At 50.0% G+C, this 20,277-nt stretch carries 21 protein-coding genes, 1 pseudogene and 1 riboswitch; of the genes and pseudogenes, 13 read left to right on the forward strand and 9 right to left on the reverse strand.

The window, feature by feature from the left end; translation table 11 throughout:
• Window position 1: 1 nt before the first annotated feature.
• Window positions 2-535, forward strand: coding sequence for a spore maturation protein (locus AC1BI1_RS01435; RefSeq protein ID WP_476715471.1), 534 nt, complete (start codon window positions 2-4; stop codon window positions 533-535).
• Between the two features lie 21 nt (window positions 536-556).
• On the opposite strand, the gene hepT is transcribed toward AC1BI1_RS01435, so the two are convergent.
• From hepT to AC1BI1_RS01460, 5 genes are all read right to left on the reverse strand, one after another.
• A complete protein-coding gene (gene hepT / locus AC1BI1_RS01440) occupies window positions 557-994 on the reverse strand; it encodes a type VII toxin-antitoxin system HepT family RNase toxin (RefSeq protein WP_476715472.1) in 438 nt (145 codons plus the stop codon).
• A complete protein-coding gene (locus AC1BI1_RS01445) occupies window positions 963-1,424 on the reverse strand; it encodes a nucleotidyltransferase domain-containing protein (protein WP_476715473.1) in 462 nt (153 codons plus the stop codon). Before AC1BI1_RS01445 ends, hepT begins: the two co-directional genes overlap by 32 nt.
• A 407-nt stretch (window positions 1,425-1,831) precedes the next feature.
• Entirely contained in the window at window positions 1,832-2,860 is a 1,029-nt protein-coding gene (locus AC1BI1_RS01450; RefSeq protein WP_476715474.1) for a hypothetical protein, read from the reverse strand.
• Window positions 2,844-5,051 (reverse strand): DUF1156 domain-containing protein, encoded by a 2,208-nt coding sequence (locus AC1BI1_RS01455; RefSeq protein WP_476715475.1) that lies wholly within the window; start codon window positions 5,049-5,051, stop codon window positions 2,844-2,846. Before AC1BI1_RS01455 ends, AC1BI1_RS01450 begins: the two co-directional genes overlap by 17 nt.
• Window positions 5,052-5,160: 109 nt before the next feature.
• Window positions 5,161-5,700, reverse strand: a complete 540-nt coding sequence (locus AC1BI1_RS01460; RefSeq protein ID WP_476715476.1) for a methylated-DNA--[protein]-cysteine S-methyltransferase — start codon at window positions 5,698-5,700, stop codon at window positions 5,161-5,163.
• A gap of 85 nt (window positions 5,701-5,785) precedes the next feature.
• On the opposite strand from AC1BI1_RS01460, the gene AC1BI1_RS01465 reads away from it, so the two are divergent.
• From AC1BI1_RS01465 to ilvC, 3 genes are all read left to right on the forward strand, one after another.
• Window positions 5,786-6,517: a pseudouridine synthase gene (locus tag AC1BI1_RS01465; RefSeq protein ID WP_476715477.1), complete on the forward strand. Its 732-nt coding sequence runs from the start codon at window positions 5,786-5,788 to the stop codon at window positions 6,515-6,517.
• Window positions 6,518-6,602: 85 nt separating this feature from the next.
• Window positions 6,603-7,133, forward strand: a complete 531-nt coding sequence (gene cobO / locus AC1BI1_RS01470) for a cob(I)yrinic acid a,c-diamide adenosyltransferase (RefSeq protein ID WP_476715478.1) — start codon at window positions 6,603-6,605, stop codon at window positions 7,131-7,133.
• Window positions 7,134-7,273: 140 nt separating this feature from the next.
• Window positions 7,274-8,266, forward strand: coding sequence for a ketol-acid reductoisomerase (gene ilvC / locus AC1BI1_RS01475; RefSeq protein ID WP_476715506.1), 993 nt, complete (start codon window positions 7,274-7,276; stop codon window positions 8,264-8,266).
• A gap of 66 nt (window positions 8,267-8,332) precedes the next feature.
• Here ilvC and AC1BI1_RS01480 read toward each other — a convergent pair whose 3' ends face one another.
• The 4 genes from AC1BI1_RS01480 to AC1BI1_RS01495 form a co-directional block, all read right to left on the reverse strand.
• Window positions 8,333-9,004 (reverse strand): potassium channel family protein, encoded by a 672-nt coding sequence (locus tag AC1BI1_RS01480; protein WP_476715479.1) that lies wholly within the window; start codon window positions 9,002-9,004, stop codon window positions 8,333-8,335.
• Window positions 9,005-9,424, reverse strand: coding sequence for a potassium channel family protein (locus AC1BI1_RS01485; RefSeq protein WP_476715480.1), 420 nt, complete (start codon window positions 9,422-9,424; stop codon window positions 9,005-9,007).
• A gap of 13 nt (window positions 9,425-9,437) precedes the next feature.
• Window positions 9,438-9,995 (reverse strand): universal stress protein, encoded by a 558-nt coding sequence (locus tag AC1BI1_RS01490; protein ID WP_476715481.1) that lies wholly within the window; start codon window positions 9,993-9,995, stop codon window positions 9,438-9,440.
• Window positions 9,996-10,206: 211 nt separating this feature from the next.
• A complete protein-coding gene (locus AC1BI1_RS01495) occupies window positions 10,207-11,769 on the reverse strand; it encodes an APC family permease (RefSeq protein WP_476715482.1) in 1,563 nt (520 codons plus the stop codon).
• A gap of 156 nt (window positions 11,770-11,925) precedes the next feature.
• Window positions 11,926-12,077: riboswitch (cyclic di-AMP (ydaO/yuaA leader) on the reverse strand.
• A gap of 285 nt (window positions 12,078-12,362) precedes the next feature.
• Between AC1BI1_RS01495 and AC1BI1_RS01500 the strand changes: the two are divergent.
• The 9 genes and pseudogenes from AC1BI1_RS01500 (at window position 12,363) to trpA (ending at window position 19,902) form a co-directional block, all read left to right on the forward strand.
• Window positions 12,363-12,777: pseudogene (locus AC1BI1_RS01500) on the forward strand (HutP family protein).
• Between the two features lie 69 nt (window positions 12,778-12,846).
• On the forward strand, window positions 12,847-13,206 hold the full coding sequence (gene aroH / locus AC1BI1_RS01505) for a chorismate mutase (protein ID WP_476715483.1): 360 nt from the start codon (window positions 12,847-12,849) through the stop codon (window positions 13,204-13,206).
• A gap of 224 nt (window positions 13,207-13,430) precedes the next feature.
• Window positions 13,431-14,870 (forward strand): anthranilate synthase component I, encoded by a 1,440-nt coding sequence (gene trpE / locus AC1BI1_RS01510; protein WP_476715484.1) that lies wholly within the window; start codon window positions 13,431-13,433, stop codon window positions 14,868-14,870.
• Window positions 14,854-15,420 (forward strand): aminodeoxychorismate/anthranilate synthase component II, encoded by a 567-nt coding sequence (pabA, locus tag AC1BI1_RS01515; RefSeq protein WP_476715485.1) that lies wholly within the window; start codon window positions 14,854-14,856, stop codon window positions 15,418-15,420. The genes trpE and pabA overlap by 17 nt, the downstream gene beginning before the upstream one ends.
• Window positions 15,421-15,460: 40 nt before the next feature.
• Window positions 15,461-16,480 (forward strand): anthranilate phosphoribosyltransferase, encoded by a 1,020-nt coding sequence (gene trpD / locus AC1BI1_RS01520; RefSeq protein WP_476715486.1) that lies wholly within the window; start codon window positions 15,461-15,463, stop codon window positions 16,478-16,480.
• Window positions 16,480-17,259, forward strand: a complete 780-nt coding sequence (trpC, locus tag AC1BI1_RS01525; RefSeq protein WP_476715487.1) for an indole-3-glycerol phosphate synthase TrpC — start codon at window positions 16,480-16,482, stop codon at window positions 17,257-17,259. Before trpD ends, trpC begins: the two co-directional genes overlap by 1 nt.
• A gap of 44 nt (window positions 17,260-17,303) precedes the next feature.
• Window positions 17,304-17,912 carry a phosphoribosylanthranilate isomerase gene (locus AC1BI1_RS01530; RefSeq protein WP_476715488.1) on the forward strand — a complete coding sequence of 203 codons (609 nt, stop codon included), beginning with the start codon at window positions 17,304-17,306 and terminating at the stop codon, window positions 17,910-17,912.
• A 15-nt stretch (window positions 17,913-17,927) separates the two neighbouring features.
• Complete coding sequence (trpB, locus tag AC1BI1_RS01535; RefSeq protein WP_476715489.1) at window positions 17,928-19,130, forward strand: tryptophan synthase subunit beta; 1,203 nt, start codon at window positions 17,928-17,930, stop codon at window positions 19,128-19,130.
• Window positions 19,123-19,902: a tryptophan synthase subunit alpha gene (trpA, locus tag AC1BI1_RS01540; RefSeq protein ID WP_476715490.1), complete on the forward strand. Its 780-nt coding sequence runs from the start codon at window positions 19,123-19,125 to the stop codon at window positions 19,900-19,902. The genes trpB and trpA overlap by 8 nt, the downstream gene beginning before the upstream one ends.
• Window positions 19,903-20,277: the final 375 nt, after the last annotated feature.

The raw sequence follows: 20,277 nt of genomic DNA on the forward strand, positions 1-20,277 counted from the left end.
AATGACCGACATAATAATTGAAATCTCTCGTTGGGCCATTCCGGCTCTTCTTTTTTTTATCCCTGCCTGCGGTTACCTTAGGGGAGTTCGGGTGTATGAAGTATTCGTGGCCGGGGCGGAGGACGGGTTTAGGGTGGCGGTGAAAATAATCCCCTTCCTGGTGGGCATGCTGGTGGCCATTGGTGTCTTCCGGGCCTCAGGAGCCATGGACCTCTTGGCCCGCCTGCTAGACCCTGTATTGCGCCTAGTAGGAGTGCCGGGGGAAGTCCTGCCCTTGGCTATTTTGCGCCCGCTTTCGGGCGGCGGTGCCTTAGGCGTAGCAGCCGAGCTCATCAGCAACTATGGCCCGGATTCCTTCATCGGGCGCCTGGCTTCGGTAATGCAGGGCAGCACTGACACTACCTTTTACGTGTTGACGGTGTATTTTGGTTCCGTCGGCATCCGGCGCTATCGCTATGCCTTGGCCTTGGGATTGATAGCAGATGTTTCCAGCCTTTTGGCCGCCGTGGCCATTTGCAGGATAATGTTTGGTTGACAGATGAAGTTTAAAAATAATTTAAGTCGAACGTTCAGAGGAGAGAACGGCTTTGATCTCCTGAATAAACTTTTCGAAATCGCCTAGCTCGTTTCTGGCCATTTCATATACCCGTTCGGGAGATACTTCCTGATAGACGTGTACCACGCGATTACGAAATCCGATCATGGAGGAATAAGTTCGCCAATTAGACCGGGAAATTACACCTTGTTCGAGAAGTACCCGCATGGCGTCCCGGGCGTCAGTAGGAGCATGACCGTACTTTTTAGCCGAGATGTGATAGGCTAAATCGATCATAGCCTCTATGGCTGTTTGTAAGGAATATTTTAAGCCCCTTATTAACCAAGGATCTTCCAGTATCTCTTCCTTTGTCTTTTTCTCCAGCAATTCATTAATTCCGGTCACTTGCTCACGGATATAACTAATCTTAGATAGTATGCGCTGGCGATCCAGAGCCACTTTCCATCACCTCGGAGATAACCTCGTCCAGGGCTCGAATATATCGAGGATACAAATCAGCATACCTGCGGCTCACGTATTCCACTACATCAGTGACTCGCTCCATGTTACGACAGTAAATCAGCTTCCCTTTTTTAACGACGCGAAAAGTGAATAGAGGTTTATCGGGGTCCAAGAGAACTATGTCAAAAGGATGTCCATCTACGGGTGGCAGATAAAGGGCGATATCTGCTTCTAATTTGTCACCCTCTTTACTATCCGGTTTTATCTCAGGTTCCAGGATAAGACCTAAATCGATATCGCTGTCAGGGCGACAAAGACCCAGGCTGGAACCGAATAAATAGGCTCCAGCCACTTGAGGAAAATTCTTCAGCACGGTTTGAACCAGGGCCACCACCTGGTCTAGGTTGATTCTAACTAATGAGGGCATTCTAACCACCTGTAATGTTTGGCAACTTAAATTACAGTAAAATTATAACAGAAAGGGAAGACTAACACCAGCTTTTCGCTAAATCCATTTCGCTGGACTTCCCAGACCATCTCCACATCATCGCCGCTTCAACTCCCCTTCTAGTTAAGCCGCAGCGAACAGGGTCTTCGTAAATATTGTGGCTTTTGTGAAGCCACAGTGAAATTTATAAATTTTTCTTGCAGACCTCTGTAAAAATTATTTTCTCTTACTTAAAGGGCGCGGAAAATGGGTTACAAAATCACTCAGCAAGGTGAAAACAGCTCAAAATCGAGAAAACGGCCACCACCAAAATCTGCGACGAGCGGAACAATGACTCATTTAGGGTTAGACCAGTTATTTTGTCAGAGAACGTTTTTCATGGAAAACTATTTAGTTTTAAACTCCCGTAACCGTGTACATTCTAACATGCGGTCAAGGGTTTTCAAGGTAAAAACCTTACCCCGGGTTGCCAAGAGCAACTTTTTCATATCTTCTTTCCGAACACCAAAACCTCGCCCACCAATACAGGCAATTACTTCAAATCTGGGTATTCCATTAGACTGTCCAGCCATACTTAGTTCCCCCAGATGTTGAATCCGGGTAACTTTATCGCGGGCTGTACCGTCGTCTTCGGTAATTTTAGCTTCAATAATCACTTGAGGGTTAAATTCATCGGGGATAATAAAATCCGGCGCCTGGTCGAAACCCGGGACTTTTTCGGCCCTTTTAGTCTTCCGGTAGCTAATACCCGCTGTTACCAGAATTTCTTCAATAGCAACTTCAAGTACGTTGCCCACAAGCTCCGAAACAGAATCGCGGTGACCAGCAAAGGGACGGCCAAGAAAACGTTCATAAAGGAGCATGGGATAAGGGACACCCATACTGGCCAAGTGTCTGATACCTACCAGTCCTTCCCGGGTATCAGCTTTGTCCAGGCGATGAAGTTTATTACCTTCAACTTCAGGAGCGCCAGTGGTGAGCAGTTCGCAGGCGGTTTCCAGCATGGCAACTACTCGCCGTTGTGTTAGAGGGGAAAGTTTCAGCGGAGTAAAGGGAGCCAATCGTATATGACGGTCGAGGGCCCGGCTAAATCCTTGGGAAACCACTATACCGGTTCTCTGGGTGGTTATATAAGCCCATTCTGGTGGTGTAAACCCCAAGATAGTCCTCAGAACTATCAGTGAAAGTGGTATTTGCTTTACCACCGGCAAAACTACACCAGGGTTTAGATAAAGGAACCCGCTAGTAGCTTGTTTAAGGGCTTCATAAGCCCTAGCAAAATCCGGGTATTCAATGAAACCTCGACCTTTTGGTATAACCATAAATTCGGATTCCAAACATGAAAAAACAACAGTTACATACGTATCGAGATTGGCTTGTAACTCTGAAAAGGTGGCTTCAAAAGGATATTTCATAGAGGTGGTCTCCATATCCAGTTTCATCCTCACAAACTATGCCTTCACGTAGATTTGTAAACTCGACACCATTTTGCTGTAGTTGGGCCTCTACCGCGTCGAGCCCACCCAAGTCATTAATCATTTTAGCAATTAGCTGGAACTTTGTCTCCCAGCTTAAATTCCTATCCCAGCCTTGACGTAGATACCATACGGCCAGCCGGATCAAATGCCCGTAAATAATACAGCGTATATCGCCTCTGGTGACGGGTATACCGCCTTTCTTTAACCCGTGGAGATCCTCCATTATGAGTAGGGCAATTTTAGCTGGCTCTCTAACTAAAAGGCGCCGGGATATTATACCTGTAGTTCGGCAGACGAAGACTGTATCAATGATTGAGGAACCGGTACCGTTAATGTGAATGGACGCCGCCATTTCAGCCGGACAAGGTAATGAGGCCGTACAGACCAAACCTGCATCAAGCAGGGCCACGGCTACCGGATAGTAAGCTTCAATTCTATTATGGTGATAAGTAAATACAAAAGGCGCGCCCGGTTTCAATGCAGCTGCCATATTCATAAACACCCGTGTTAGTCCCTCAGTGAAATAATCGAGGCCTCGGGACATAGTATTGTTACCGGTAAGCTCCTCCGGATTGCGGGTTGTTGGGGATGCAAACACAGGATTACAACCACTTAAGAGGCGCCTTAACCAGACATAACAAAAATCCATCAGTTCGGCATACTGGACATTGGCAAAATAGGGTGGATCAGTCAAAACAGCATCCAGGGATTGGGAAGCTAGCTGGGCCTGGGTAGAGCTAGCACACCGGAGATCTACTTCTCGCTGTTCCATTGTTCCGGGCCGGCGTTCCCCGATCCATTCTCCGGTAATCCATACCTGACGTTTGCGACCATTAACATGTTTAATTTCAAAGGGATGCTGGCAATACAGTTTAGCTTTTAAATATTTGTCGACAATATTGGTCCAGCCACCGCTGCCAATATTGACTCCAGATTGTCCAGCTGTAATACCTAGCAAGTTAGATTCACACTGAATTAATCCTACAGGGAAGCCATGGACGGAGAAAATATCCAGGGATTTTAAAGCATAAGGGTCATAACGGCAAAGCATATTTTGGTAACGCAGCAAGTCGGAAAGGTTGGTAGCCAGGGCATTTTTGACCCGTTCTTCTGGATATTGGCTGATTGCCCTGGCAAGCAGCTCTAAGCCCAGGAGCTGGCGTTCGTTGAACATCTCGCGGTAGTAACGATAACCCCAGCGGTGCAGGCGATCAGTTTCATCGCCGGCAGGTATTTCATCTCCTGGGACAAACTCGGGTTGCATTCTTTTCCATGCAGCAACTGCTGCCGCATATCTGGCCAGGTCCTCAGAATCTGGCTTTTTGAAAAAGCGGCCTTGGTGTCGCGGTTTACAGTAAACACAATGATATTCAATGGCAATCATCCGGTGCCTGGGCGGCCCGCTAGCCGGATCGGGATAATTATTTTTTGTCCCGCAATAAGGGCACAGACATTGATTGCGACTGGCTGGCCCCTTAACGGTCAATTTTTGGCCGCAATACTGGCAATTGTTGGGGCACCTTTTATCTTTAACCTCGTTGAGCTCACCGCAGGTCGCACAGATTATGACATCTTTAGGATGACGCCCCTTTTGTGCCAGGAGGTAACCTGGGAACAAGTCAAAGTCCTGCCCACAATGTCGACAACGTTGAACTTTAACCCACAAGAAGTATTTCACCGGCGTATCTTCACGACCGCATATTATGCAGCGGGTCTGATAAAAACTACCCAGTTTTTCTTTTAAGAAATCCCTTAATTCCCGGGCTGCCTTCTGGTAGACCTCCAGATCTAGGTGCTCAATCTCTTCGCGGACAATCCAATAGGCCATGGGGTTAATATCATAGCCCAGGACATCACAACCTAGCCGGTTAGCTTCAATAAGAGGCGTTCCTCCGCCCATAAAGGGATCAGCAATCTTAAGGCCCCTAAAATTATGGGACCGGTAGTAATTTTCAGCTAAATTACCTTCGGCAAACTCTGCCAAGAGCAAACTGCGAAACAAAGTACCGGGACGACGGGCAAACCATTTGTGCACGGCAATAATTGGCCGGTAATTTTGCTGGATTTGTTTTTCGTGCAGGGCTAGGTTGGCCACAAAAGGTATATCGAAGTTACGCTCGATACTCATACATGTACACCGTCAAAATAAGGGTTAGTTTTGTCAGATGTACTTACTTTGGGGATATAATTCGACACTTACCATGGGTTACCTGCTTTAATAGCCTACATTTTATACGTTAAAGGGGTGGGAAAGAAGCAAGCGCCCCTTCTAACCTCAGAAGCTTCTCTTTTACATCCAGCCCGCCTCCGAAACCTCGCAAATCTCCGCGGGATCCGATAACCCGGTGGCAGGGAACAATGATGCCCACCGGGTTGCTTCCTATGGCCCTCCCCACGGCCCGGGCTGCTTTTGGCTTACCTATACCCCGGGCTATGTCGCCATAACTACAGGTAGTACCGTAAGGTATGGCCTGCAAGGCTTGCCAGACATGTAATTGGAAAGGGGTACCCCGAAGGTCCAGGGGCAGGTCGAAGATGCACCGTTTTCCGGCGAAATACTCATTTAATTGCCGGAAAACTTCTTCAGCTACTCCTGGGTTTTCTTTCATAATTGCCTGGGGGAAAATAGCTTTAAGGGCAGCCACCATCTCTGATGGAGATTCATTAGGAAAAGACAGACGGCATATCCCTTGAGAGCTTAAGGCTACAGTTAAGTAACCCAAAGGGGAAGGGCGCCTTTCCCAGTAGATGATGGTTTCACCCGGGTAGGTTAACATATGGACCACCTTCTATCTGGTATAAAAGCTTTCTTTTGGTTAAAATTTTGACTGTAAAATAAAAAAATGTCCACGGTGAATCCCCATGCGTTTACAAAAATTTTTGGCCCAGGCGGGAGTAGCTTCACGACGTCGGGCGGAGGAACTCATCCGCGCCGGTCGGGTTAAAGTAAATGGTACAACGGTAACAGCTATGGGAGTGCAGGTAGAACCTGGGCGTGATTTGGTAGAAGTAGATGGGAAAGCGGTCAAATTGACTGAGAAAAAAGTTTATTATCTGCTCTACAAGCCTCCCGGTTATGTAACTACCGTAGACGATCCCCAGGGAAGGCCTAAGGTCATTGACCTGCTAAAAGGGATAAAGGAAAGGATATATCCGGTGGGACGCCTGGATTATGCTACAGAAGGCTTGTTGTTGTTAACAAATGATGGTGATTTGACCTTAAGGTTAACCCACCCACGGTACGGCGTGACCAAGACTTACCGCGCTCTGGTGAAGGGTGTACCAGACGAGCAAACTTTGCAAAAGTTGGCTACCGGGGTAAAGCTGGAGGACGGCTTCACCGCCCCAGCGGAAGTAAAGCTTTTGCTTACAGGGAAGGGCACTTCTCTACTGGAACTTACCCTCCGGGAAGGGCGGAAGCGAGAGGTGCGTCGTATGTGTGCGGCTGTAGGGCATCCGGTTCTCTGGCTAAAAAGGACCAAGATGGCTTTTTTAACGTTAAAGGGCTTACGGCCTGGAGAATATCGCCAGCTAACAAAGGAGGAGGTAAACCGTCTTTATAGCTTAACTGATTTGAAGGCAGAACAAGATTAGCTGCGTATTTATAGGGGAGAAAGGCTACAATCGTTGGTGTTAATTAAGCAAAATCAAGATAAGCTTGGGGGAAGCAGGTGGTATATTGGCAGGACTAAAATACGGCCTGGTCCAGGTCTATACAGGCGACGGTAAGGGGAAGAGCACTGCAGCCTTCGGTCTGGCGTTAAGGGCAGCAGGGCATGGGTTGAAAGTGGTTATTGTGCAATTTATGAAAACACCTGATTATGGTGAACATAAGGCTTTTGCCCGGCTGGCCCCGGAAATACAGGTAAAAACCTTTGGTCGCCGAGGCTTTATCCACCGCCAGGGGATTAAGCCCGAAGATTATGAACTCGCCCGGGCAGGGCTGGCCTTCGCCCAGGAGGTTATGGTTAACAAGAAGGCCGACATATTAATTCTGGATGAAATTAATGTGGCCCTTTATTTTGGCCTGTTACAAGAGAAAGAGGTGCTTGATTTTTTGCATAAGCGGCCGCCGGAAGTAGAAGTGATATTAACTGGTCGCTATGCGCCGGAGGGGATCAAAGCCGTAGCCGATCTGGTAACCGAAATGCGGCAACTCAAGCATCCCTATGAAAAGGGTATTGAAGCTCGAAGAGGCATTGAATTTTAGAGATTTTAGGGAGGGGTTTTCTCTAATCTTTAGCAGGAGTTTTGGCTTTAAGTTGCGAATAACTAAATCTATTTAAATGATTGTCTATAAAATTTTTGCAACAGGAGGTGAAGCCTGGCACGAAAGTGGCCAGGGGCAACGTGGCTGTAATATACTACGACCAGGATGCAGATTTAAGTGTACTTAAGGGTAAAAAGATTGCTATTATGGGCTATGGTAGCCAGGGACATGCCCAGGCCCAGAATTTAAAGGACAGCGGTATGGATGTAATAGTAGGTTTGCGAAAAGGGAGCAAATCTTGGCCCGCAGCAGAAGAAGCCGGACTTGTAGTTAAAACGGTAAGTGAAGCTGCTGCGGAAGCCGATATTATTCAAATTCTTTTGCCTGATGAAGTCCAGCCCAAGGTGTACCGCGAAGAAATTGCGCCTCACTTAAAACCGGGCAATGCCCTCATGTTTTCCCACGGCTTTAATATCCACTACCACCAGATAGTTCCACCGGATAATGTAGATGTATTAATGGTGGCTCCTAAGAGCCCGGGCCATCTGGTACGGCGCATGTATGTAGAAGGTAAAGGTGTGCCTGCCCTTCTGGCTATTTACCAGGATACCACGGGGAAGGCTAAAGAACTGGGCCTGGCCTATGCTAAAGCCATTGGCTGTACCAGAGCAGGTGTCATCGAGACAACTTTTAAGGAAGAAACGGAGACCGATCTTTTTGGTGAACAAGCCGTTTTGTGCGGTGGTTGTACAGCGCTTATTCAAGCGGCTTTTGAGACTCTGGTAGAGGCTGGTTATCAACCGGAAATAGCTTATTTCGAATGTCTGCATGAGCTTAAGCTTCTGGTGGACATGATGTATGAGGGTGGCATTAAATATATGCGTTTCTCCATCAGCGACACGGCTGAGTATGGGGATTTAACCCGCGGTCCTCGGGTAATCGACGACCACGTACGGGCTACCATGAAACAATTGTTGCGCGAGGTCCAGGACGGCACCTTTGCCCGGGAATGGATTTTAGAAAACCAGGCAGGTCGGCCTGTATTTAATGCTTTGCGCCAGCGGGCACGGGAACACTTGATTGAAAAGGTAGGAGACCAGCTGAGGGCTATGATGCCTTGGCTGAAAAAATAATAGTAGTAAGTTTAGCACTTAAGGGGTCCCATGCCAGGACCCCTTAAGCGTTTTAGTTTGTTCTTTTTATTCTTCGGTTGCTTCGCCCACCAGAGCCCGCCGTAAGGCTTCTGCCTCAGCAGTAGCTGTTGCAGCAATAATGTGATCATCGGGCTGTAAAACGACATCTCCGCGGGGAAAGACCAAGTCACCATTTCTCAAAATGGCTAAAAGTAGGCAATGATCGGGCAAGATGAGATTTTTTATGGCCACATGGGCTGCAGGTGCCCAGGGTGTAAGCCTAATGTCTACAAATTCAATTTCTCCTCCTTTAAGGGTGAGCAAAGGGACCAGGCCGGCCAGGTCTACTTCTTGCAGCATAAGCTGATAAATCAGGCGGGTACTGTTAACAACGTTGTTGATACCCAGCAAGCGGAAGGTATCTTCGTTCTGGGGATAATTAACCCGCCCAATAACTCTCCGGACACTAAAAACGCACTGGGCCAGACGGCATATCATAATGTTATCCTCGTCAAACCCGGTAACCGCTGCTAGCACTTGGGCGCGGCCAGCTCCTGCTGCCTCTAGGGTGGCTACTTCGGTGGCGTCACCATGGACTATCACTGCGCCCAAATGGTCTTCCAACCAACGGCAGCGCTGGGCATCTTTCTCTATGAGCGAGACTTCATAGCCATTATCCAGCAAGGTGCGGGTGAGATTATAGCCTACTTTCCCGCCACCGGCAACAATTACATACATTCAGACCTTACCTCCTTGCGGTTGCTTTTCTACTTGGCCTAAAATGTAATCTACTCCCAAAGTAGTGGGGCAAAAAATATCCAGACCCATTTTACGGTAAGCCTCCGCAGCTTCTGGATCGTAAACCCGAGCTACTACTTGGGGCACTTTATATTTTTCATGGGCTATTTGGGCTACCACTAGATTAGTGCTATCCCGGTCGGTAGCGGCAATGAGCACGTCAGTGTTGGAGATACCGGCTTCCTCCAACACCGCCAGATCTATTCCCAAGCCCCTTACTACTTCCCCGTGAAAATCTGGTCCTAATCGTTCCAAAGCTTCCAGCTTAGGGTCAATTACCACTACATCATGGCCGGAACGTGCTAAAATCTTGGCCAGGCGACTTCCCAGCCTGCTGCACCCCACGATAATGATCCGCATATTCTTTTCCTCCTCAAGCAGGTAATTTATCAATGACGAGTTCGCAATTAGCGTATTTCAGGAGCCAATCCGGGGTACGGCTCAAGGGCACGTGCTCGCCGCGGCGCGGCCGGACACCCATGACTATCATGTCCACCCCTTCTTCCTTGGCGGCTTGGAGGATTCCGCTACCCGCTGTACGAGCGCGCATAATCCGGCTGCGATGGGGTAAATGGTGGAAAGCCACTATTTCCTGGGCTTGCCGTAATACGCGTTCCGCCCGTTTTTCCGCTTCGGGCAAGCCGGCACCTAAAGGTAAAGTCAAAGGGACTTCCAGAACGTAAAGAAGCAAAATCTCCGCCTTTTGTTCGGCTCCTAACCGTGTGGCCAGCTCGATAGCCCGGCGCGAATAGTCTGTATCTACCACTGGCACTAGGATGCGGCGTATAGCTTGCACTTCGGTGGTGATGCGAGCCACTTCATAAGGTATGGCCGGGGGCACATGTAGCATCCACCAGAGGAGAGAACCCATACTCAGAATAAATGCCAGAGCCAGAAAAACCCCCAGAGGGTGGGTGGAAACAGGAATCACTGGTTATTCCCCCTCAATCGCCGGTAGAAGCGAAAGTAGTTAAAAATAAAGTAGAGGCGATAGAAGCTAAATGCTAAAAAACTGCCGCCTATTGCCCAGCTTAATAGTCGGGGCTGTGCTATACTACGCAGCAAAATATTTACACCTATAACGAAAAAGGCAACGGTGGTGACAAGTTGATAATAATCGCGCCAGGTAAGCGGGCGAGTACTCATATTTTTCCTAAAGCCTCCTTGCGCTTCCGTTCTCTGAGTGCCAATTTGTAACGCTCCAGCAATTCGTATTCTTCAGCACTCTCTAGGACACGTATCTGTTCGGCTTCCCAGTCGCGCTCAATGCTGCCCAGGACGGGTAGCCCATGGCGGTAGCGGTAAAAAGCGTAGAGCAGAAAGCTTAAAATAACCCAGGCAGGACCGGCTATCCGCCCGATGGCATGGGTGAGGATAACTTCAAACAGGATTAAACTTACTCCCAGAGTACCTAAGACGGCCAGCACAGGAAATTCTACTGTCCTGTCGTGGTACTTAAGCTTAATATTACAAGGTACTTTATAAGGTCGCGGGGAATAAGGATCGGTAAAACGCAGTCTAATCAGAGCGATAAAGACAAGAATATAACCCGTGGTGGCTCCAAAAGCGTACATGTTGCCCAGAGTATCCATGGCATTGGGCGTTAAAAAGGATAATATTAGTTCCACCACACCGATAAGGGAAAAGACCAGGATGGTCCTGTAGGGAGTCCGGAAGCGGGGATGCACAGCATTAAACCACTCCGGGATAAATTGAAACTGGCTCATGGCATAAGTGAGACGGGAGGCGCTCATCACGCCGGAATTGGCCGAGATCAGGAGAATAGTGGCGCCCAGTAGGGCGGCAAAGGGCCCGGCTATAACACCGATAAAAGGGATGGCGTGAGCCAGACGGGCAACTGGATCTCCCACTGCATTGGCAATTTCCTGCCACGGAAGGACTCCCAGGCTCATGGTAGAAAATGCGGTAGCAAAAATAAATACAGTGAAAATTAAAGTTACGGAAGTTCGCGGTACGATGGTGGCCGGCCTCTTGGTTTCCTGGGCGGCTTGCGAAATAGATTCCAGCCCTACAAAAGAAATAATGGCTAGGGACGAACCATACATGAACTCTTTGAGGGTAGGAAACTGGGTTTTCCACTGGAAGGCCAGGAATTCCGGTCTCCAGGCAAAAAGCAAGCCAAAAACGATTATACTCGACTCTGTTATAATATCGATTGCACCCAGCACTTCATTAAGCAGGGAGGATTCCCGGATGCCCCGTATATTGAGCCAGATAAGAAAAGCTACTAAGGCCAGAGATTCCAGCATCCAGATGATATTAATGTGGTGAAGAGGCCCTATGCTGATGGCCAGAGATTCCAGGTCTACGTTAAAGATGTAGGGTATAAAGAAGTTAATGTATCCAGCTGAGGCCGTAGCGAAGAGAGCAATATCGATGGTATAATCCAGCAAGAGGGCAGATCCTGCTATAAATCCCCAAAAATCGCCTAGTCCTCGTAAAGTAAAATACTGACCTCCTCCCGCTACGGGGTAGGTTGCCGCCAGTTCAGTATAGGCAAGGCCGATCATTATATAAACTAATCCTGCCAGGGCAAAAGCGAGTACGCTGGCTCCTTTAGCCCATAGCATAACTAATCCTAAAGCTGCATATATGTCAGCTCCTACATCAGCGTAGCCCCACATAAAGGAGCCCCATACAGATACATCGCGGCGCAACTCTAGTTTGGGTGATTCCGTGGACAAGAGGTGTTCCCCCTTTCGAAAGTCTTTAATACGTACTATACATTTGGAAACCCAAGCAATACTTAGTATCTCCCCTTTTTGCCTTATGGAATTACACCATATTACCTCCCTTCAAAAAGGCAATAAAAAATCATGGAGATTCTCCATGATTTTGGGGTAATCTCCTCGAAACGCTTACGAGGTTAGCTGGCGGGTTCGGGCTCGAGGATAGCCCTACCCTCAAGGATACTTTTCAGCAGTATCCCAAGGGATTCACCCCAAAGGATGGGTCCCCCGTTTCCCTGACGGGAATTCAGCGTCTGCTTTTTCTTTTCATTGCTGCTCATTCTAGCACCGCGGTAATTCCCAGTCAAAACTGGAAGTTACAGCGGGCAAAGCAAACACCAATTCAAAGGTAATAATTATGGCTTTTATATTCCTAGCTCTTTTATTTTCTCTATTTTGCTTTTGTTTACGCCGGAAAACAATATGACTCACCCGATAGTAGATAAAACTGAGAACAGTTGACGAAAAGAACCTGGATTGGAATTAGAAGGTGTGATATAAAAAAACCAAGTAAACGCTCATAAAAAAAGTGGGGACGGTGTAAGGATATGGAGTACGGGAGCAAAAAGGTAGCGGCAGTAGCTGTCAGGATGGCTCTTTCCGAGAATCGGGAAGAAGAAAATAGGCTCAAGCAGGAATTTGCAGCCCAGGGGATTCGTGCAGCAGCGGTGGATTATGGAGGGGAGTTCATAAGTTCCATCCAGAAAATAGTAGAAAGAGCAGTGGTAGCTGCTAAACGAGAGGGCGTCATCAAAGAAACCCATGCTGAGGAAGGTGCGGTAGCCGGTGCTACCCGGGAAGCCCTCTCTCAACTTATACTTAAGGCTTTAGGCCTTAACATAGGAGGCAAGATCGGTATTGCCCGTTACCATGATCACATTAGTGTAGCCGTCTTTTTTTGGCATCGGGCTTTTACATTTAGACGAAGTGGGTATCGGGTTAGGGCACCGGGCGGTTTCGTAAAGATAGAAGGGGGAACAAGTGGGTCTGAGAAGAAAAAATAAATGTAGTATGGTAGGAAGGTGGGCTATCATGGGAGATATGAGAGTTCGGGGCATCCGGGGAGCCATTTCTGTAGACAGGAATGAGGCCAGCGAGATTCTGGACAGTACGGGCAAACTTTTACGAGAAATCGTAAAGGCTAATCAACTAAAAGAAGCGGATATCATTAGTGCCTTTTTCACAGTTACTCCGGATCTCAATGCGGCTTTCCCCGCCGAAGCTGCCCGGCGCCTGGGCTGGAGGGAAGTAGCCCTTATGTGCGCGACAGAAATCCCGGTGCCGGGAAGTCAACCCGGTATCATCAGAGTGCTGATTCATGCTTATAGCAAATTACCGCCCCAGCATGTTTACCTCGGGCGGGCTGCCCTCTTAAGGCCGGATTTGAAGTGAGTTGGGAGTCCTAAAAAGCCCTACAGTTTTTGCAGGGCAGGCCCAAAGTTATTGACAGGAGTTTGCCTATTATGTATGATAGACTTACATAAAAATCAATGTAGGTTAGAGTTTTAGCTGAGCTGAGCTGAGGAGAGGAGAGCTGGAGATGAGCCGGGCGAGAGAAGATAGAGTGCCGGTGCTCATTCGAGCGTCGGCTTTTTTGTTTGTTTGGGGGTGAAGGGATGGTACCCGTCTGGCAGGAAGTGCTGGCTGATACGGAAACCCCCGTATCTTTATACCTAAAATTCGGCAGAACCCCTTATAGCTATCTTTTAGAAAGTGTAGAGGGCGGGGAGAGGCTGGGACGCTATTCTTTTATCGGGTTTGACCCTCTTCTCGTTTACCGTTGCCGGGGCAACAATGGCAGCCTCTTACGCGATGGTATAAGGGAAGAAATATCCGGCCCTTTAGACTTTCTACGCCGGTTGTTAAGTGAATTAAGAATTTCCCCTATACCGCCGGAATTGCCGCGGTTCTTTGGAGGTCTGGTCGGTTATTTTAGCTATGATTTTGTGCGCCAGATAGAAAAATTGCCGGCGAAAGGCGAAGACGACCTTAAGCTGCCAGACCTTTATCTGGTACTGAACCGCACCCTTTTAATTTATGATCACCTCTTGCGGACAGTGAAGGTGGTCTGCCTGGCCCGAACCGGTAATCAGCGCGACTACCAGGAAGCGCAAGTACGCTTGCAGAAGGTAATCGAACTGCTCCGGCAAAAAGTTGAGACACAGCCCTTAGAAGGGAAAGGTCCAGGTCCCATGCTCCCCGGGCCTGTCAACTACCAGGCCAATATGACGCCGGAAGAGTTTAAAGATAAGGTAAGGCGTATCCAGGAATATATCGCTGCCGGTGACTGTATTCAGGTAGTCTTATCCCAGAGGCTGGAGCTCCCCTTTTTGGGAGACACCTTTACCGTGTATCGGCGGCTAAGAACTATAAACCCTTCTCCCTACATGTTTTATCTTAACTTTCCAGAAGTACAGCTGGTCGGTTCTTCCCCTGAGATGTTGGTGCGGGTAGAAGACGGTATTATAGAAAACCGCCCCATTGCCGGGACGCGTCCCCGGGGGCGGACGGCGGAAGAAGACTTAGAGCTGGCGCGGGAGCTAAAGAACAACGAGAAGGAACGCGCCGAACACCTGATGCTTTTGGACCTGGGACGTAACGATGTGGGGCGTGTAGCTATTCCTGGGAGCGTACAGGTACCCCAATTTATGGTAATAGAGAACTATTCCCATGTGATGCATCTGGTTTCCAATGTGACCGGCCGTTTGGCGCCCGGCAAAACCGCCTTGGATGCTCTCCTGGCTTGCTTCCCGGCCGGCACGGTTTCAGGTGCGCCTAAGGTGCGGGCCATGGAGATAATTGCGGAATTGGAGCCGACCTGGCGCGGCCCCTATGCCGGGGCCGTCGGTTACTTAAGCTTAACCGGAAATATGGATACCTGTATTGCCATCCGGACCATTGTCTTCAGCAGGGGTAAGGCCTATGTGCAGGCCGGTGCGGGAATCGTTGCCGATTCGGAACCGGAGGCTGAGTACGAGGAGACCTTGAATAAAGCCAGGGCTTTGCTTAAAGCGCTGGACTTAAGAGGGGATGAGTACCATGTTGCTAATGATTGATAACTATGATTCCTTTACCTATAACCTGGTTCAATACTTTGCTGAACTGGGCGAAGAAGTAATCGTGAGGCGCAATGACGCCATTACTTTGGAGGAGATGGAAAAACTTAAGCCCCGCTACCTGGTGATTTCGCCGGGCCCTTGTACACCCAACGAAGCCGGTATTTCCCTAGCGGCCATTAAAAACTTTGCCGGCAAAATACCTATTTTAGGCGTCTGCTTGGGGCACCAGTGCATTGGGCAGGCCTTTGGAGGAAGAGTGGTCAGGGCCAAGCGCCTGATGCATGGGAAAACTTCTCCTATAAACCACGATGGGAAGACCATTTTTCGCGGCCTTAAAAATCCCTTCCTGGCAACCCGCTATCATTCCCTTATAGTGGAGGAAGAGACATTGCCTTCGTGCCTGGAAGTCACGGCCAAAAGCGACCAGGGAGAACTCATGGGTATACGCCACCGGCAGTTCCCCATTGAGGGAGTCCAGTTTCACCCGGAATCCATACTTACGGAAGAAGGTAAAAAATTGCTGGCCAATTTCCTGGCCTTAGCCTAGGGATTAAGTCCAGCTGAGAAGAGGGGAGAGGAGCAGAGCTATGCTGAAAGAATATATCCATAAAGTGGTAGGCGGTAATTCCTTAACAGAAGCCGAAGCCGAAGCGGCTATGGAAATAATCATGAGTGGGGAGGCTACACCGGCCCAGATTGCCGCCTTTTTAACCGCTTTGAGGCTTAAGGGAGAAACGGTGGAAGAAATTACGGGCTTTGCCAGGACCATGCGCCGCCTGGCCGAGCCATTGAACAGCCGCCAACAGGTTATGGTAGATACCTGTGGCACCGGCGGAGATGGTCGCCATACCTTTAATATTTCCACGGCCGCTGCCTTTGTAGTAGCCGGCGCAGGGGTACCGGTAGCCAAACATGGCAATCGCTCTGTTTCCAGCCGGGCCGGCAGCGCCGATGTCTTAGAAGCGCTCGGCGTGCGGGTGGATTTGCCGCCAGCAGGAGTGGCAGCTTGCCTAGAACAAGTGGGTATAGGGTTTCTCTTCGCCCCTGCTTTCCATAAGGCCATGAAACATGCCGCGGGTCCCAGGCGGGAAATAGGTATCCGCACGGTTTTTAATTTGCTGGGCCCTTTAACTAACCCGGCCGGGGCACCCTACCAGCTGGTCGGCGTCTATGCGCCGGAATTGACGGAAACAGTGGCTTCTGTTCTGGGGCGTTTGGGTTGCCGTCGAGCTTTCGTGGTGCACGGCAGTGATGGCTTGGATGAAATTACCATAACCGGGCCGACTAAAATTACCCGCCTGGAAGATGGTTCCATAGAAACTTTCGTTTTTTACCCGGAGGAAGTAGGCATTAAACCGGTACAGCTTCAAGATTTGTCAGGCGGCACGGCGGCCGATAACGCTCGCATTATACAAGGGGTGCTGGAGGGCAGGCCGGGGCCAGCGCGGGATGTGGTACTGATCAATGCCGCCTTTGCCTTGCTAGCGGCAGGGGCAGCGTCTTCGGTGAGAGAAGGATTGAAAATGGCGGCGGAGAGTATAGACTCGGGAGCGGCCGCTCTCAAACTGGCCGCCATGGCAACTTTCAGTGAAAGTTGGGCAGCCTGATGTTAGAACGGATTTTAGAGTATAAGCGTCGGGAGGTCGCTCTGGCGCGGGAGGAGCTGCCTTTAAGCCGGTTAGAGGAAATGTGTAATAGGTTGCCCTTTACCCGGGACTTTGCCGGCGCGCTTCGCCGCGGCAAATCTATTAATCTCATTGCCGAGCTTAAAAAGGCTTCTCCCTCCCGGGGCGTACTGTGCGCGGATTTTAATCCCCGGAAACTTGCCAGCATTTATACCCGTGCCGGAGCAGCGGCCCTGTCAGTATTGACCGATGAAAAGTTTTTTCAAGGACATCCCCGGTATATAGCTCTGGTGCGCGAGATAACCCCCTTACCCATCTTGCGCAAGGATTTTATCATCGACGAATATCAAATTTTTGCCACCAGAACTCTGGGAGCCGACGCCATCCTTTTCATTGTGGCTGCTCTGGAGGAGCCCCAACTTCAAGAATACCTGGCCCTGGCCTCCCGCTTGGAGTTAGCGGCCCTGGTGGAAACCCACACTGCAGAAGAAATTGAACTGGCTCTGAAGGCGGGGGCCCGAATAATAGGGATTAACAACCGCGATTTGCATACCTTTAAGACGGATATAAAAACCACGCTGGAGCTGCGCCACCTGGTACCTGATTACCGCCTGTTGGTGAGCGAAAGTGGTATCAAGAAGCGAGAAGACGTAGTTAAGCTGGCACAAGCCAGAGTAGATGCTATTTTGGTGGGCGAAACCTTCATGACGGCTGCTGATGTGGAGGCCAAAGTACATGAATTGTTGGGAACCGCTCCTTAAAGCCTGAGGGCGAGTAAAAAGGGGATAACCGAGGGTGAAATCACTTGGTAAGGGTAAAAATTTGCGGGATCAAGACCTGGGATGAGGCCAGGGCCGCTTTAGATGCAGGTGCCCATGCTTTAGGCTTTGTCTTTGCCCCTAGCCCCCGGCGAATTCATCCGGAGGCTGCGCGGGAAATTATCATGAAACTGCCCCCTTTTATTAATACTGTGGGTGTGTTTGTTAATGAGCCGCGTTACAGTTTACTGGAGATCGCTAGCTTTTGCCGGCTCGATGTGTTGCAACTCCACGGGGAAGAGCCGCCCGAGTATTGTCACGGTATTTCCAACCGTTTAATAAAAGCTATACGAGTAAAGGATATAAAAGCCCTGGAGCTTATCCCTAAATACCGGGTGGATGCCTTTTTGCTGGATGCTTTTGTTCCCGGCCGGGCAGGCGGCACGGGCCATACCTTTAACTGGGAAATTGCCCGCCGGGCGGTGGAGATGGGCCCACCCATTATTCTGGCCGGCGGTTTAACTCCGGAAAATGTGGCCGAGGCCATCCGCAAGGTGCGACCTTATGCCGTAGATGTGAGCAGCGGAGTGGAAACTAACGGCCAGAAGGACCCGGTCAAAATAGCCCGGTTTTTGGAAGCCGTAGCCAGAGCTTAAAGAGGAGGAAACGGAATGAGTTTGCCGGATGCCAAGGGTCGCTTCGGTAGCTTCGGGGGCCGGTTTGTGCCGGAAACCTTGATGCCGGCCCTGGAGGAATTGGAAGAAGCTTATTTAAGAGTGCGCCAGGATAAAGATTTTCAGGCTGAGTTAAATTATTACTTGCGTTACTATGCGGGCCGGCCTACGCCTTTATATTTTGCCCAAAATCTAACGGCCTATTGGGGCGGTGCTAAGATATATTTAAAACGGGAAGATTTAAACCATACGGGCTCCCATAAGCTCAACAACGCTCTAGGCCAAGCTCTGCTGGCCCGGCGTATGAGCAAGAAGCGTATTATTGCGGAAACAGGAGCCGGCCAGCATGGGGTGGCTACTGCTACTGCCGCAGCTCTCTTAGGCCTGGAATGCGAAATTTATATGGGTGCCGAAGACTGCCGGCGCCAGGCTTTAAATGTATTCCGCATGGAGCTTTTGGGTGCCAAAGTAAATCCGGTAAACAGCGGGACGGCTACTCTAAAAGATGCCATTAATGAGGCTCTTCGCGACTGGGTAACCAATGTGCGCACTACCTACTACCTGGTGGGTTCGGTAGTAGGGCCCCACCCCTATCCTATGATGGTAAGGGATTTTCAGGCAGTTATTGGTAAGGAAGTACGGGAGCAGATCCTGGCAGCTTGTGGCCGGCTGCCGGATCACCTGGTTGCCTGCGTGGGAGGGGGCAGCAATGCCATGGGACTTTTTTATCCTTTTCTGGAAGATGAAAAAGTAAAGCTTTGGGGAGCAGAAGCCGCCGGCAAGGGTTTGGAAACAGGGCTACATGCTGCCACTCTTACCCTGGGAAAGCCAGGGGTGCTGCACGGTTTTTACAGCTACTTATTGCAGGATGAAGCCGGGCAGGTGTTACCTGCTCACTCCGTGTCAGCAGGGCTGGACTATCCCGGCGTGGGGCCCGAACATAGCTACCTGAAAGATACAGGGCGGGCAACTTACGAGGGTATTACTGATGCCGAAGCTTTAGAAGCTTTTCGGTTGCTGTGTCGTACAGAGGGCATTTTACCTGCTTTAGAGAGCGCCCATGCCGTGGCCCTGGCGGGCAAGCTAGCTCCCAATTTAAGCCCGGAGGAGATTATGGTTATCAATCTTTCGGGCCGGGGAGACAAGGATGTACAGCAGGTAGCAGAGATTTTTGGGGGAGAGGAGAAACAACATGGGTAAAGAAAGGCTGGCCGGCGCTTTTGAACGGGGGAAAAAGGCTCTCATTATTTATGTGTGCGCGGGGGACCCTTCCTTAGAAGTTACAGCGGAACTGGTACTGGCGCTTGCTGACGCCGGTGCCGATATTATTGAATTGGGGGTGCCCTTTTCCGATCCGGTAGCCGATGGCCCGGTGATTCAGGCCGCCAGCCAGCGAGCCCTGGCCGCCGGTACCACTCTGACCAAGGTTTTGGATTTGACGTCTGCTTTGCGTGCTAAGATTAGGGTACCGCTGGTGTTAATGAGTTATTACAATCCTGTACTGCGCTATGGCCTAGCGGATTTCGGGAAAGATCTGGCTGCCGCTGGCGGGGATGGCGCTATTATTCCCGACCTGCCTTATGAGGAAGCAGGTCCCTTGCAGGAGATCTTCGAAAGGGAGGGTCTGGTCCTTATCCCTTTGGTAGCGCCTACTACTCCTGAGGACCGGCTGCGCCAAATTGCCGCCGGCGCCGGTGGTTTTATCTATTGCGTCTCCCTTACAGGGGTGACAGGGGCCCGGGAGGAGTTGCCCCCGGACCTGTTGGCTTACATGGAGAGGGTGCGAAGGGTTACCTCTTTACCTCTAGCTATTGGGTTTGGTATTAGCAGCCCTGACCAGGTAAGGCAGCTGGCACCCCTGGGTGATGGCTTTATAGTGGGTAGCGCTGTCATCCAGGCTTTGGCTGAAGGGGGAGTAGCCAGGGCCGCCGCCCTAGTCAAAAGCATGCGCGAGGCTTTAGATAGTATTTGAAATGAGGATATGCCAGCTAAGTTACTTGAGTTATCCCCACTTTTGAATTCAGGCCTGCTTGGCTTACGCTCGCGAAAGTTTCCCTTGCGGGCCAAACTAGCGCTTGGCTTATAGGCTTAAGGCAGGCTTCCCGGCAAATTTGACCTCCTGTCTCAATTGCCGGCCGCATGGCTATTGGGGCCTCAGGCATGCCTCCGCCTTTCGCCAAGCTTAAAGCCTGGGCTAGCCGCTCGGGAACAGATCCTCGCTTTCAAGCCAAAGCAGGCCTGTCAGGCAAAAACCGAGGGTAACTCCACCAGAGCCATCTGCGCTGACGGGGAAATAAGGAAGGTGAAGGTATGAAGGGATTGGGGTAAAAGATTTTACCCCGGGGAA

Source organism: Thermanaeromonas sp. DSM 22490 (assembly GCF_056378755.1).

Bases quoted from the DNA above. Each gene is read 5' to 3' on its own strand.
- AC1BI1_RS01435 (WP_476715471.1), top strand. From the start codon at position 2: ATGACCGACATAATAATTGAAATCTCTCGTTGGGCCATTCCGGCTCTT.
- AC1BI1_RS01445 (WP_476715473.1), bottom strand. From the start codon at position 1,424: ATGCCCTCATTAGTTAGAATCAACCTAGACCAGGTGGTGGCCCTGGTT.
- AC1BI1_RS01450 (WP_476715474.1), bottom strand. From the start codon at position 2,860: ATGAAATATCCTTTTGAAGCCACCTTTTCAGAGTTACAAGCCAATCTC.
- AC1BI1_RS01455 (WP_476715475.1), bottom strand. From the start codon at position 5,051: ATGAGTATCGAGCGTAACTTCGATATACCTTTTGTGGCCAACCTAGCC.
- AC1BI1_RS01460 (WP_476715476.1), bottom strand. From the start codon at position 5,700: ATGTTAACCTACCCGGGTGAAACCATCATCTACTGGGAAAGGCGCCCT.
- AC1BI1_RS01465 (WP_476715477.1), top strand. From the start codon at position 5,786: ATGCGTTTACAAAAATTTTTGGCCCAGGCGGGAGTAGCTTCACGACGT.
- AC1BI1_RS01480 (WP_476715479.1), bottom strand. From the start codon at position 9,004: ATGTATGTAATTGTTGCCGGTGGCGGGAAAGTAGGCTATAATCTCACC.
- AC1BI1_RS01485 (WP_476715480.1), bottom strand. From the start codon at position 9,424: ATGCGGATCATTATCGTGGGGTGCAGCAGGCTGGGAAGTCGCCTGGCC.
- aroH (WP_476715483.1), top strand. From the start codon at position 12,847: ATGGGAGATATGAGAGTTCGGGGCATCCGGGGAGCCATTTCTGTAGAC.
- trpE (WP_476715484.1), top strand. From the start codon at position 13,431: ATGGTACCCGTCTGGCAGGAAGTGCTGGCTGATACGGAAACCCCCGTA.
- pabA (WP_476715485.1), top strand. From the start codon at position 14,854: ATGTTGCTAATGATTGATAACTATGATTCCTTTACCTATAACCTGGTT.
- trpD (WP_476715486.1), top strand. From the start codon at position 15,461: ATGCTGAAAGAATATATCCATAAAGTGGTAGGCGGTAATTCCTTAACA.
- trpC (WP_476715487.1), top strand. From the start codon at position 16,480: ATGTTAGAACGGATTTTAGAGTATAAGCGTCGGGAGGTCGCTCTGGCG.
- trpB (WP_476715489.1), top strand. From the start codon at position 17,928: ATGAGTTTGCCGGATGCCAAGGGTCGCTTCGGTAGCTTCGGGGGCCGG.
- trpA (WP_476715490.1), top strand. From the start codon at position 19,123: ATGGGTAAAGAAAGGCTGGCCGGCGCTTTTGAACGGGGGAAAAAGGCT.